This window comes from Flavobacterium psychrophilum DSM 3660 = ATCC 49418, from assembly GCF_002217405.1.
Classification (GTDB): Bacteria; Bacteroidota; Bacteroidia; order Flavobacteriales; family Flavobacteriaceae; genus Flavobacterium; species Flavobacterium psychrophilum.
In genome coordinates this window covers 19,752-33,997 of the sequence record NZ_MUHE01000039.1, presented here as the reverse complement: position 1 = coordinate 33,997, position 14,246 = coordinate 19,752, and the positions used below count along the sequence as shown (strand labels likewise).

Here is a 14,246-nt window from a genome sequence, read left to right as displayed (position 1 = left end):
TTTATTAAAATAAAAAACAGACTATAAAATGAAAAAATTATTTTTCACGTCAATTCTTGCTTTAGTAGCTTTTATTGATGCTCAAGCCCAACAAGATCCACATTATACACAATATATGTATAATATGAATATTATAAATCCGGCTTACGCAGGATCTAAAGAAAATCTATCTATAGGACTTTTATTCAGAAAGCAATGGGTTGAGATACAAGATGCACCAACAACATTTACAGCAACAGGACATTCGCCAGTAGGCAAAAATGTAGGAGCTGGACTTTCTGTGATTTCCGATAGGATTGGACCAGTTGATGAAACTAATGTTTACGGAGATTTTTCATATACACTAAATTTGGGTGGAGAGCACAAATTAGCAATGGGTATGAAAGCTGGAGTTTCGATGTTGAAAGTAGATAATGGCTTAATACGAGCATCCTTACCCGTTCCAACCGATGGCGCTTTTTCTATAAATACAGCTACGGCCAATCTAAATATTGGAGCAGGTTTATTTTATTATACAAATAAATATTATGTAGCATTTTCGGTACCTAACATGTTAAAATCGACACATTTAGATTATAATGGAAGACAGTACGGTTCAGAGATTCAGCATTATTTTTTTACAGGAGGTTATGTTTTCGACCTGAATCCAAATTTAAAATTCAAACCATTTTTCATGATAAAATCTGCTATAAATGCACCAACATCAATAGATGTATCTACGAATTTTATGTTTTTCAACAAATTTGAGATAGGAGCAACTTATAGACTACAAGATTCATTCGGAGCCATGGTAAATTATAAAATCTCGGACGGTATTCGTGCTGGTTTTGCTTACGATCATATTGTGTCAGATTTGAAAGTTGCTACCCCATCATCATACGAAGCAATTTTGTTATTTGATTTAAATTTCCCTAAGAAAATATCAACATCGCCACGTTATTTCTAATATAATCGAAAGAAAAAATGAAAAAAATATATATAGCTTTAAGTTTTATTCTAGTGCTAACAACTGGAAAAGCACAAAATAAAGATACAAAAATAGCAGATAAACTTTTTGACCGTTACCAGTACGTAGATGCGGTTAAAGAATATTTGAAACTAACCGATAAAGGCAAAGCAGATACTTATGTTTTTAAGCAACTAGGCGATTGTTATTACAATGTTTTTAATTCTATTGAAGCAGAGAAATGGTACACACAAGCTGTAACAAAACAGCAAGATGCCGAAACCTATTTTCGTTATGCTCAGATGCTAAAAGCCAATTCAAAATACAATGAAGCGGCACAGCAAATGAACAAATTTGCAAGTTTAGCACCAAACGACAAAAGAGCCCAAAGCATAAGTGGAGACAGTAATTACCTAGCAAAATTATTAGGGAAAGCAAAAATGTTTGATGTACGTTCATTAGAATTTAATTCTAAATATTCAGACTTTGGTGCCTACTTAAAAGACAATGTAATTTATTTTGCAAGTGCTCGAAATACTGCTCGAAAAAGTTACGAATGGAATGACCAACCATTTTTAGATATTTACAAAACAGATTTCAAAGACGGAAAAGTAAATAGTAAATCTGTTTTGGTAGAGGATTTAAATACAGCCTATCATGAAGGACCAGTTACTATTAGTGCAGATGGTAATACAATGTATTTTTCTCGTGAGAGTTTCTTCGATAAAAAATTCGTAAAGTCTCAAGACAAAAAAACAAAAATAGGCAAAATGTATATTTTTAAAGCAACGAAAGAAAATGAAAAGTGGACAAATATTAGCCCAGTTTCATTCAATTCTAAAGAATACAATACCAGTAGCCCTTCATTAAGTAAAGACGGAAAAACATTATATTTTACTTCAGATATGCCCGGAACATTAGGAAAAACCGACGTATTTAAAGTAGCCGTAAACGAAGATGGAACTTTTGGAACACCACAAAATTTAGGAGACAAAGTAAATACCGAAGGGAACGAATTATCAGCATTTATTGCAGACAATAACACCTTATATTTTGCATCTAATGGAAAAAAAGGATTGGGAGGACTAGATGTTTTTGCTTTCGATACAACTAAAAATACCGAAGCTGTAAATCTTGGAAAACCCGTAAATAGCGAAAAAGATGATTTCGGATTTACTTTTAATCAAGATCAGAAAACCGCATTTTTATCTAGTAATCGAGATGGCGGGCAAGGAGATGACGATATTTATCTTGCATTACCAGTTTGTAATTTAGATTTAATTACGACAGTACACGACAAAAAAACGGGCGCTATTTTAGCTAATGCAACCATTACCGTTGTTGACCAAAAACTAAACGTATTAGGAAATAGTATCTCAGACGAAATGGGTATAGTAAATTTTCATTTAGAATGTGATAAAACGTATTTTATTAATGTAGATAAAAATGGCTATATTGGAGAAGTAATTGAAGTCGAAAAATCTAGCGGAGGAGAAGTAGCAATAAATGCAGATTTAAATCCAAAGGCACCAATTATTACACAGACCGAAGTGATTCTTAGTGATATTAACTTCGATTTTAATAAAAGTAATATTACACAAGAAGGAGCAGCAGAGTTAGATAAATTAGTTGCAGTAATGACTAAATATCCAGAAATGGTAATTTTTGCTAAATCTCATACAGATTCACGCGGTGACGACAAGTACAATATGCTTTTGTCTGATCGTAGAGCAAAATCGACTGTGCAATATATAATTTCGAAAGGAATCGCAGTAAATAGAATTACTGGAGAAGGTTTTGGAAAATCTGAGCCAAAAGTACAATGTGATAAATGTACCGAAGCAGAACACCAAAAAAATAGACGTTCTGAATTTATGATTGTAAAAAAATAATTATTTTATTAGATATTAAAATTAGCCCACACCCAAAAGTTTGTATGAATCGCTTAATGCTATAATAAACAGCTTTTTTTAAATCTCATTATTTGGGTGTTAGCATAAGGGTAAGGTTTTACATTGCAAACAAAGTTTACAGGGTTCTTATAAAAATATAGTGAATAATCTTTTTTTGAGACAGAGAAAACCTCAAAAAAAATTTCTACCTCAATCCCTAACGAAAAATGTTGTAATTAAAGAATTAAGCCGCATTAATAAGTTTTAAAAAAAATGAGCTCGATATTGTATCGGGCTCATTCTTTTTAATAACATAGGCGTTTTAAGGTATTAGATATTTTACTAAGTCATCCAGATTTATCATTTCTCTGATAATAAGTGCTATTTGTTATACCGTTTTAATTTTAAAAACACTGTAATGTTTGCTGCATATATTGTCCTTGTTAGCAACGAGGAATCTCATAATTTTAATCGCTTCATAGGATTTCTAATGCTTCACAACTCAAATCGGGTGTTTTTTATTCCAGTAAATTAAAAAATTATTCTAGTTTCATGCTAAATAAAGGTATTATTTTTTTTTCAAAGATTTATAAGCAATTCCCAAACTAACTAACATTAAAAATCCACCTAAAACAAATGGTGCACCTGCAAATTGAAAAGGTGCTGATTTGTGTGTAAAAAAATAAAAAACACTCGACATCATTGGCGGACCAATAATAGATGATGCACTCATCATGCTTGTCATAGTGCCCTGAATTTCTCCTTGCTCTGTTGCGGGTACTTGCCCTGAAACAACAGATTGCAATGCGGGTCCTGATATTCCTCCCAAGCAGTACGGAACTAAAAATACAAACATCATCCAGCCTTCAGATGCAAATGCAAACAAAAACATTCCAATGCAGTACAATGTCATTCCTATAAAAATACTTTTGTTATTGCCCAACCTAGGATTTGTAAATCTAATTAAGCCACCCTGTACAATACCCACTAAAAGCCCTACAACTCCAAGAGAAATACCCACCATTTTTTCGTTCCAGCCAAATTTGTACATTGTATAATAACTCCAATTGCTCTGAACCGCATGCGATGCTACATATAAAATAAAGGTTGCAGTAATTAATCCAATTAGATTTGGGTGTTTTTTTAAATTAAGAACGGCTCCAATCGGATTGGCTCTTTTCCAACTAAAATCTCGTCTGTTTTCTTTGGCTAATGATTCTGGAAGAATAAAATATCCATATAAGAAGTTAACCATACACAAAATTGCTGCTGCATAAAATGGAATTCTGGCACCATATTGACCAAGAAATCCTCCAATTACTGGGCCAATAATAAAGCCCAATCCAAAGGCTGCTCCAATTAATCCGAAGTTTTTTGCTCTGTTTTCGGGCGTGCTAACATCGGCAATATATGCTGAGGCTGTTGTGATACTTGCCCCAGTAATTCCAGCAATTATTCTGCCTAGAAAAAGCCATGTTATTGTTGGCGAAAATGCTAAGAGCAAATAATCTAATGAAAAGCCAAATAAGGAAATTAGAATTATGGGTCTCCTGCCATATTTATCGCTCAAATTCCCTATTAATGGTGAAAATATAAACTGAGTTATTGCATAAGCAAAAATTAGCCAACCGCCATATTTTGCGGCTTCACTAATGTCGCCATGAATTAGCTCTTTGATCAGTTTAGGAATAACAGGTATGATAATTCCTAGTCCAATAATGTCGATTAACATGGTTATAAAAATAAAACCAATGGCTGGAGATTTTTTGTTTTGTTTCATATTGGTAAAAATACAAAAAAAATAAATCCCAAATTCTAATTTTAGAATTTGGGATTTTTATATAAATTTAAAGCCTATGTTTTAATTACAATTCGAATGCTTTCTTAGGATTGTTATCTAAAAGCAATTCTAATGGGTTTTCTAAAGCTTCTTTTACAGCTACTAAGAAACCAACTGACTCACGACCATCAATAATACGGTGATCATAAGAAAGTGCTACGTACATCATTGGGTGAATTTCTACTTGACCATTTACAGCAATAGGACGTTCGATAATGTTGTGCATTCCTAAAATTCCAGATTGTGGCGGATTGATAATTGGTGTAGATAACATACTTCCAAAAACACCACCATTGGTAATGGTAAATGTTCCACCCGTCATGTCATCAACAGTGATTTGTCCGTCACGAGCACGAATTGCCAAACGTTTAATTTCGGCTTCAACACCACGAAAAGTTAATAATTCTGCATTTCTAACTACAGGAACCATTAATCCTTTTGGTCCAGAAACTGCGATAGAAATATCTGCAAAATCGTAAGCTACTTTATAATCTCCGTCCATCATCGAGTTAACATCTGGAAAAAGTTGTAAAGCACGAGTTACGGCTTTGGTAAAGAAAGACATGTAACCTAAACCAACACCATTGTGTTTTGCTTTGAATGCGTCTTTGTATTGGTTACGAATGTTATTTATTGGTGTCATGTTTACTTCGTTGAACGTAGTTAACATAGCGGTTTCATTTTTAGCAGCGACTAATCTTTCGGCAACTTTACGGCGCAACATAGATAGTTTTGTGCGTTCCGAACCACGAGATCCACCAGTTGGCGTTCCCATAGAAGGCACTGCATTTACAGCATCTTCGGTAGTAATTCTTCCGCCTTTTCCTGTTCCTACAACATCTGATGGTTGTATGTTTTTTTCGTCTAATATCTTTCTTGCAGCAGGTGAAGGTGTTTGTGCAGCATAGGTTTTTTGAGCTACTGGAGCAACTTTTGGAGCTTCTACTTTTACTTCTGCCTTTGGGGCTTCGGCAACGGGAGCAGATCCAGATGGTTTTTCGCCATCAGTATCAATATGACAAACTACAGCGCCAACGGCAACGGCATCACCTTCTTCGGCTTTTAGTGTAATGATTCCACTTGCTTCTGCGGGTAATTCTAGTGTTGCTTTGTCTGAATCGACTTCGGCAATGGCTTGGTCTTTTTCTACATAATCGCCATCTTTTACTAACCAAGTTGCGATTTCAACTTCTTTGATTGATTCCCCTGGTGATGGGACTTTCATTTCTAAAATCATTGTATATTTATTTTAAATGATGAATTTTATATTTTAAATGTATCTTATTTTTTAGCCCTGATTGGAGTAAAAATTCTTTTCTTCTTTAAAAAAGGAAAGATTACTTCATTTTATTTTAATTGAAGTTCGGTGAACTTCGTTTGTAGCGTAAAGCAGGTTACTGGCTCCTAAAATTTATCTAAACAAATCTTTGTCGAAAACCATTCTAATTGCATCGGCGTGACGGCGTTTTGCTCTGGTATAACTTCCTGCTGCTGGTGCGGCGTATGCTTTTAACGATGCCAATCTCCATTTTATGAAATCGAAATTCATTAGCATAAAACTATAAGCTCCCATGTTTTTAGGTTCTTCTTGTGCCCAAACATAATCATCTGCATTTGGATAGCTTGCCACAATTGCTTTTAATTGTTCTACTGGTAACGGGAACATTTGTTCGATTCTTACCACTGCAACATCGTTTCTTTGTAGGTTTTCTCTTTCGGCAGTAATGTCGTAATAGAATTTTCCTGTACAGAAAACTAATGTTTTAACCTGGGTTTTATTTACTGAAATATCATCGATAGTTTCTTGAAACTCACCATTTGCGATTTCGTCTTGTGTAGAGACACATCTAGGATCACGAAGCAAACTTTTTGGGGTAAACACAATTAATGGTTTGCGGTATTTTGTAAGCATTTGTCTTCTTAGTAGGTGGAAGAAATTGGCGGGTGTTGTACAATCGGCAACAACCATATTATGGCGTGCACAAAGTTGTAAGTAGCGTTCCATTCTTCCTGAGGAGTGTTCTGCTCCTTGGCCTTCGTATCCGTGAGGCAACAACATTACGATACCGTTTTGGTTGTTCCATTTGTCTTCTCCGCACGAAATGTATTGGTCTATCATAATTTGGGCTCCATTACTGAAATCGCCAAATTGTGCTTCCCAAATGGTTAAAGCATTTGGGTTTGCTAGTGCATATCCGTAATCGAATCCTAAGACTCCGTATTCTGAAAGGTGTGAATTGAAAACATTGAAGTTTCCTTTTTTCCCTTTTATATCGTTTAATAAAACAACTTCTTCTTCGCTATCTTCTACTTTTACAACGGCGTGACGGTGTGAGAATGTTCCTCTTTCTACATCTTGTCCTGAGATACGAACATCGTAACCTTCTGTTAGTAGCGAACCATAGGCCAAGGTTTCGGCAGTTCCCCAGTCGATGGTGTTGTTGTCGTACATCGTTTTTCTGTCATTGACAATTTTAGAAATTTTATTGATAAATTTCTTGTCCGATGGCAATGTCGAAATGGTTTCTATGATAGAATCTAATTCTTTTTTATCAAATTTTGTATTTACTTTTTGAAGCATTACGTCATCTGAAACCTGCACAAATCCTTCCCATTCATTTTGCATAAATGGCGTGATTACTGTGAGTGATTTTTTACGTGATGCTTCTAGATTATCATCTAAATCTTGTTTGTATGATGTTTCTAATTCTTTTACAAAATTGCCATCGATGATGTTTTGTGCTAATAATTTTTCGGCATAAATATCACGTGGGTTTTTGTGTTTTGCAATGATTTTGTATAATAATGGTTGTGTAAAACGAGGTTCGTCGCCTTCGTTATGACCATATTTTCTGTATCCTAATAAATCTATAAATACGTCACGACCAAATTGCATTCTGAAATCTAGAGCAAAAAGCATGGCGTGTACAACAGCTTCGGCATCATCTGCATTTACGTGTAATACTGGTGATAGTGTTACTTTTGCAATATCGGTACAATAAGTTGATGAGCGTGCATCAAGATAATTAGTTGTAAAACCAACTTGATTGTTAATCACTATATGAATAGTTCCGCCAGTTTTGTAACCGTCTAGTTGTGCCATCTGGATAATTTCGTATAGGATTCCTTGTCCTGCAATTGCGGCATCACCGTGAACGGCGATAGGCAATACTTTCGAGAAATCGTTAGGAAAATATTTGTCTTGTTTGGCACGAGTAATTCCTTCAATAACAGCTCCAACAGTTTCTAGGTGTGAAGGGTTTGGGGCTAAATTGATATTGATGTTTTTTCCTGATCGTGTTTTCCTATCGGAGGTTAAACCCAAATGGTATTTTACATCACCATCGAAATATTCTTGGTCGTAATCTTTTCCGTCAAATTCCGAGAAGATATCTTGTGTTGATTTTTTAAAAATATTTGCTAAAACGTTTAAACGGCCACGGTGTGCCATTCCCATTACAAATTTTTCGACACCTTTATCAGCGGCGGCTTCTATAAGAGCGTCTAAACCAGCAATTATAGTTTCTCCTCCTTCTAATGAAAATCGTTTTTGACCTACATATTTAGTATGTAAAAAGTTTTCGAACGAAACAGCTTCATTTAGTTTTTCGAGGATAATTTTTTTCTGATTGTTATCAAAATTAGGCTGATTGTCGTTTGTGTTTATTTTGTTCTGAACCCATTGAATGATTTCAGGATTTCTCATATACATATATTCGATACCAATATGTTGGCAATATACGTTTTTGAGGTGAATAATTATTTCTTGTAAGGTTGATGGCTGGTGTCCAATTATTTTTGCTGCATCGAAGACAGTATTCAAATCGGAATCGGTAAGACCAAAATCTGACAGTTCTAATGTTGGCGTGTAATGTCTTCGCTCACGAACAGGGTTGGTTTGGGTAAATAAATGCCCACGAGTTCTATAACCATCTATTAGTTTCAATACATTAAATTCTTTTAGAATTTTATCTGAAACTTGACCGTTATCTACATTTGTTGTAGCGATATTCGCCATCTGATTTGCTGCGTTTTCTTCGCTATAAGTTGTCATTCCAAAATCGAAACCCTGAAAGAAACTCCTCCAAGAAGGCTCGATACTATCTGGATTTTCGAGATATTGGTCGTATAATTGTGCGAAAAATTCTGTGTGAGCTGCGTTTAAAAATGAAAACCTATCCATATTATTTGTTAAATGAACATTATATTAAATATGTTACAAAAATATAACATTTGTAACAAATACATTCTGTTTTTTCATACTTTTATGGTGAATAATTTAGACATTTATCTTATGATTTTAAAAAGGCTAAAAAAAGTTTCAAAAAAACAGTTGCTTTTAGTTGTATTTTCGGTTAGTTTGAGTGGTTTTTCGCAGGATTTTAATAATGTTAGAAGCAAAAGTGAATTTTGGAAAAAAGTGCAAATAGGTGGTGGTTTGGGTCTTAATGTAGGTGGTGGTTTTACTAATATTGCAATTGCTCCGAGTGCTATTTATAATATAAATGATTATTTTTCTTTGGGTGTTGGTCTGCAAGGGAGTTATGTTTCTGTAAAAAGCAATTATGATTCGTTTATTTATGGTGGTAGTTTGATAGGTTTGATTCATCCAATAGAACAAATTCAGCTTTCGGTCGAGTTAGAAGAGCTTAGGGTAAATACTACTTTCGAGTCTTCTTTTCGGGTTTCTTCGAGAGATTTCTGGAATACGGGACTGTTTCTAGGCGCAGGCTACAGAGCAAATAATGTAACTATTGGTGCTCGTTATAATGTTTTGTATCATGCAAGCGACAATGTGTACAACGATGCTTTTATGCCGTTTATTAGGTTTTATTTTTAGTATTTATTTCTAAACCAAACCTTCATCCATTCTCGTTTTAGGATTAGAAATGCTACTTGGGCAGACAATTCTGAAATATCTGAACCGTCTAATTTTTTTATTTGGTCTTCGGGAACATCAATAATATAAAGTAAATTGAGATATTCGGCAAATTTGTATTGTATTAATCGATATATTTTTTCGTGTAACTGAATTTTAAGTTCCTCGGGCAAAGTACTCATTGGAAGATCTATTGCTTCGTTGGCTAAATTGAAATCTTTATTAATTTGTTCGATCAATTTTAGATATAAATTCTCGCTTGTTGCTTCAAAAAGTAATAAATCTGTCGATATGGGAGTTATAAAATTCATTTTTTTAAATTCAATTACAAAATCGATTATAATGTCAAGAATAAATGCAGTTTAATTTTTGCCATTCTTATACGTTTCTACTCATTAGGTTCTCGCCAAAAGTTCGTAGTATTGTTTTTTTGTTATTAGAAATATTCATTTTTTCTAGTGTTTCAAAAGCTTTGAAAGTATAGTCTTGAATTGCTTTTTGTGTTGCTTCTGAAGCTTTTGTTTTGTTAAAAATTTCTTTTACAGAAATAATTTTATCCGAACTGTCATTGGGTTGAATAGAGAATAAATGTAGTAATTGTTCTTTTTCTTGGGGTTGAGAAAACTCTATTGCTTTGAGGTATAGGTATGTTTTTTTGTTTTCGATAATGTCGCCACCTACTTGTTTTCCGAAGGTTTCTGGATTTCCAAAAGCATCGAGATAATCATCTTGCAATTGGAAGGCAATACCTAGATTTAGTCCGAAATCATAAATCAAATTGGCATTTTCAGTAGAAGTTTGAGCAACAATTGCTCCCATTTTCATGGCGGCACCAACTAAAACAGCTGTTTTATATTCGATCATTTTTAGATATTCGGCGATAATCACATCGTCTCGCGTTTCGAAATCTACATCATATTGTTGTCCTTCACAAACTTCGAGAGCAGTTTTGCTAAATAATTTTGCTAAATCTCTAAATATTTTGGGTTCGTATTCTTCAAAATGCTGGTAGGCTAAAATTAGCATGGCATCTCCAGACAAAATGCCGGTATTAATATTCCATTTTTCGTGAACCGTTTCGTTACCACGGCGCAATGGTGCATCGTCCATGATATCGTCGTGTACTAAAGAAAAATTATGAAAAATCTCTATAGCTGTGGCTGCTGCCAATGATTTTTTGCAATCTACATCAAAAACTTCGGTTGCCATTAATGTTAGTATCGGGCGCATTCGTTTTCCGCCAAGAGACAAAATATAATCAATTGGATTGTAAAGATTTTTAGGTTCTTTTGTTAAATGCAATTCCGAAAAATAATCTGAAATGAGTTCTTGATAGTGAGAAATTGTGTGCATTTTTTTGAAAAGTTTAAAAAAATTATGTGCTCAGACTGTTTGGTCTTAAAAACGCATAAATTTATACTAAAGCAAAAGTATATTTTTTTATTATTCCAACCTAAACTTCTAAACTTTTTCTAAACGGCTAAGTGGCTTATGTTAAATTTAAAAAAATACTCAGGAAACTATTTTGGTGTTTAAAGTTTCCTTCTTATGTTTGCATCGAAATTAAATATGAAATGAAAGATAAAATCATCAAAAAAGCAACAGATATGTTCTTAAAGATAGGATTTAAGAGCGTAACTATGGATGATATTGCTTGCGAAATGTGTATTTCTAAAAAAACAATTTATAAGTATTTTAGTAACAAAGAAACGCTTATTGAAGAAGGCACAGAGGTAATTCATCAAAACATTCATGCGCTTATTAATCAGGTTGTTGCAAAAGACTATAATGCAATTGAAGAAAATTTTGAGATGCGAAAAATGTTTAAAGAGATGTTTCAGTCTTTCGATCATTCGCCAGCTTATCAGCTAAAAAAACATTACCCCGAAATTTATGAAAAAATGATGGTGAATGAAATGGAAGATTGTAACGAGTTGTTTACACAAAATATTTATAAAGGAATTAGCCAAAATTTATACCGAAAAAATATAGATGTTCAGGCGTATGTAAAATTTTATTATACCTTAATTTTTTCAATAAATGAAACAACGCAGCAAGAAAGTGAAGCATTAAAACTAGAATTAGACGCTTTAGAATACCATACCAGAGCACTTGCAACAGTAGAAGGAATTAAAGAGCTAGAAAAACAATTGTCAAACCTAATATAACCATCTATCTATGAAAAATAAATTAATATTAACATTGTTTTTGTTTGCATCAATTTTGCAAGCTCAAGAAAAAAAGCAAAGCTATTCTTTTACTTTGCAACAAGCAATAGCACATGCAACTCAAAACAACTATTCTGCAATAAATGCCAGTAGAGATATAGAGGTGGCAAAAGAAAAAAAATGGGAAACAACTACAATAGGTTTGCCACAAATAAACGGAACTGTTAGTTACTTAAATAATTTGCAATATACAAAGCAAGGGGTTACAGGCGGTGGTGCCTTTGGTGGTGCTCCAGGTTCGGTTTCTACTATTGCTTTTGGCACAAAACATAGTGCAAATGCTGGGGTAACATTAAGCCAGTTAATTTTTGATGGTTCTTATTTAGTAGGATTACAATCGGCAAAGGTATATTTAAAAATATCCGAAAATGCCAAGCTAAAAACCAATCAAGAAGTTAAAGAAATCGTTATTAATTCTTACGGGAACGTACTTCTTGCTGACGAAAGCATTTCGATCTTCGAAAAGAACAAAGTTATTCTCGAAAAAACACTATCAGATACCAAACAAATTTTTAAAAATGGCCTGATCGAAGAAGAAAATGTAGAACAATTGCAAATAACGTTAGCTTCTGTAAACAGTGCTTTGGCAAATGTAAAGCGCCAGAAAACAATTGCTCTAAATATGTTGAAACTTATTTTAGGGATTAATTTGGATAACGAATTAATATTGACCGAAAAATTAGAGGATTTAACACAAAAAAATGTAGATTTATTATTGCTTCAAGAAGAATTTAAAGCAACAAATAATATCGATTACCAAATAGGAGAAAACCTGCAAGAAAGCAAAAGATTATTGCTAAAGTATGAGAAAAGCAAAGAACTTCCGTCCTTAGGAGCAGCATTAAATTATGGTTATAATGCTTTCGAAAACAAATTTGACTTCTTCTCGAAAGATCAGAAATGGAATAATTTTGCCAATCTTGGCGTTAGTTTACACGTGCCAATATTTAGCAGCTTAGGCACTAGTGCAAAAAAGCAACAAGCCAAAATTGCACTAGAACAAGCAACAACCAAACTTACAGAAACCGAGCAAAAGCTAAAACTTCAGTTCGAGAAAGCCAGAAGCGATTACGAATTTACTATCGAAGAATTAGCAACAAATAAAAACAATTTGAAACTTGCCGAAAGAATCGAGACCAAACAACAAATTAAATTTAAAGAAGGATTGTCAACCAGTTTTAATCTAAGCGAAGCCCAACGACAATTATATACTGCCCAACAAACCTATCTGCAATCGATGGTCGATGTGATAAACAAAAGAGCCTCTTTAGAGAAAATTATAAACAAGAAATAAATCAAACAACTATATAAAATGAAAAAGATAATCTTAATATTTACAGCATCAATCCTATTGTTTTCATGTGGGCAAAAAGAAGAAGCAGTAACAACCGATGCTTTAATCGAAACAAAAAATGTTGCCAATATTAAAGCAAAAAGAGACTTACTACAAGCCGAAATATCTAAAATAGATGCCGCATTAGCCACTTTAGAAGTTAAAACTACTCAAGAAGCATTAGTATCTGTACTAACAGTAAAAGACACCGTTTTTAATCATTATCTTGAAGTACAAGGAAATGTAAACACGAAAGAAAATATTTTGATACAGCCAGAAATGCCAGGAACATTAGTTTCGCTAAACGTTATTGCAGGTCAGAGAGTAGCAAAAGGACAAATTTTAGGAAGAACAGATGATGGCGGTATGGGCCAGCAATTGGCTTCGGTAGAAAACCAATACGCATTGGCAAGAACAACTTTCGAGCGTCAAAAAAATCTTTGGGATCAAAAAATTGGTTCAGAAATTCAGTTTTTGCAAGCACAAACACAAATGATTGGATTACAAAAAGCGGTTTTACAAATGAAAGCACAATTGTCTAAAACATTAATAAAAGCACCATTTACAGGAGTTATAGATGCCGTTTTTGTAGAACGAGGACAAGTCGTTTCAATAACTCAACAAGGATTAATGCGAATTGTAAACTTATCTAACATGTATGTTTCTACAGAAGTTCCAGAAACATATATAGGAAAACTAAAAGTAGGTTCGCTAGTAAATGTTTCTTTAACAAGTTTAGGAAAAACATACCAAGGAAAAGTGCGTCAGGTAGGAAACAACATAAATCCCGCAAACAGAAGTTTCGGGATAGAAGTTTGGGTGCCTAATCCAGGAAATTTATTGCGTCCTAACCAAGTTGCAAAACTTCAAATTATCGATTATACTAAGAAAAATGCAATTGTGGTTCCAACAAACACGATACAAGCAAACGGCGACGGAACAAAATTTGTTTACATCGCAAATAACGTGAACGGAAAAACTGGAATTGCTAAAAAAGTAGTGGTAACAACCGGACAATCATCAGAAAATGTTACCGAGATTTTATCAGGTATAAAAGCAACCGATATAATTATTACCGAAGGAATTAACACGATTCAAGAAGGAACGAAACTTAATTTTTAAAGGAAG

The 14,246-nt window shown here is 33.8% G+C and carries 11 protein-coding genes; 6 read left to right on the top strand and 5 right to left on the bottom strand.

The window, feature by feature from the left end; genetic code table 11:
- Positions 1–28: 28 nt before the first annotated feature.
- Together B0A57_RS10175 and B0A57_RS10170 are read left to right on the top strand one after the other, a co-directional pair.
- Positions 29–946 (top strand): PorP/SprF family type IX secretion system membrane protein, encoded by a 918-nt coding sequence (locus tag B0A57_RS10175; protein ID WP_011964500.1) that lies wholly within the window; start codon positions 29–31, stop codon positions 944–946.
- Between the two features lie 17 nt (positions 947–963).
- On the top strand, positions 964–2,838 hold the full coding sequence (locus tag B0A57_RS10170) for an OmpA family protein (RefSeq protein ID WP_011964499.1): 1,875 nt from the start codon (positions 964–966) through the stop codon (positions 2,836–2,838).
- A 568-nt stretch (positions 2,839–3,406) separates the two neighbouring features.
- Here B0A57_RS10170 and B0A57_RS10165 read toward each other — a convergent pair.
- From B0A57_RS10165 to B0A57_RS10155, 3 genes are all read right to left on the bottom strand, one after another.
- Positions 3,407–4,618 (bottom strand): TCR/Tet family MFS transporter, encoded by a 1,212-nt coding sequence (locus tag B0A57_RS10165; protein WP_034099549.1) that lies wholly within the window; start codon positions 4,616–4,618, stop codon positions 3,407–3,409.
- Between the two features lie 85 nt (positions 4,619–4,703).
- Positions 4,704–5,915 (bottom strand): 2-oxoglutarate dehydrogenase complex dihydrolipoyllysine-residue succinyltransferase, encoded by a 1,212-nt coding sequence (gene odhB, locus B0A57_RS10160; protein ID WP_011964497.1) that lies wholly within the window; start codon positions 5,913–5,915, stop codon positions 4,704–4,706.
- Between the two features lie 174 nt (positions 5,916–6,089).
- Positions 6,090–8,861, bottom strand: a complete 2,772-nt coding sequence (locus tag B0A57_RS10155; protein WP_011964496.1) for a 2-oxoglutarate dehydrogenase E1 component — start codon at positions 8,859–8,861, stop codon at positions 6,090–6,092.
- A 111-nt stretch (positions 8,862–8,972) separates the two neighbouring features.
- Here B0A57_RS10155 and B0A57_RS10150 point away from each other — a divergent pair, with 111 nt between their 5' ends.
- Complete coding sequence (locus B0A57_RS10150) at positions 8,973–9,518, top strand: hypothetical protein (protein WP_034099586.1); 546 nt, start codon at positions 8,973–8,975, stop codon at positions 9,516–9,518.
- On the opposite strand, the gene B0A57_RS10145 is transcribed toward B0A57_RS10150, so the two are convergent.
- Complete coding sequence (locus B0A57_RS10145) at positions 9,515–9,868, bottom strand: hypothetical protein (RefSeq protein WP_034099547.1); 354 nt, start codon at positions 9,866–9,868, stop codon at positions 9,515–9,517. The two genes, B0A57_RS10150 and B0A57_RS10145, sit on opposite strands and share 4 nt — an antisense overlap.
- Before the next feature lie 67 nt (positions 9,869–9,935).
- Positions 9,936–10,910 carry a polyprenyl synthetase family protein gene (locus B0A57_RS10140; RefSeq protein WP_011964493.1) on the bottom strand — a complete coding sequence of 325 codons (975 nt, stop codon included), beginning with the start codon at positions 10,908–10,910 and terminating at the stop codon, positions 9,936–9,938.
- A 221-nt stretch (positions 10,911–11,131) separates the two neighbouring features.
- Here B0A57_RS10140 and B0A57_RS10135 point away from each other — a divergent pair, with 221 nt between their 5' ends.
- Genes B0A57_RS10135 through B0A57_RS10125 form a run of 3 tightly spaced genes read left to right on the top strand, consistent with a single transcriptional unit; the run spans position 11,132 to position 14,240 of the window.
- Positions 11,132–11,725 (top strand): TetR/AcrR family transcriptional regulator, encoded by a 594-nt coding sequence (locus tag B0A57_RS10135; protein ID WP_011964492.1) that lies wholly within the window; start codon positions 11,132–11,134, stop codon positions 11,723–11,725.
- 10 nt (positions 11,726–11,735) lie between these two features.
- Complete coding sequence (locus tag B0A57_RS10130; RefSeq protein WP_011964491.1) at positions 11,736–13,079, top strand: TolC family protein; 1,344 nt, start codon at positions 11,736–11,738, stop codon at positions 13,077–13,079.
- A gap of 18 nt (positions 13,080–13,097) precedes the next feature.
- A complete protein-coding gene (locus B0A57_RS10125) occupies positions 13,098–14,240 on the top strand; it encodes an efflux RND transporter periplasmic adaptor subunit (RefSeq protein WP_034099545.1) in 1,143 nt (380 codons plus the stop codon).
- Positions 14,241–14,246 lie beyond the last annotated feature (6 nt).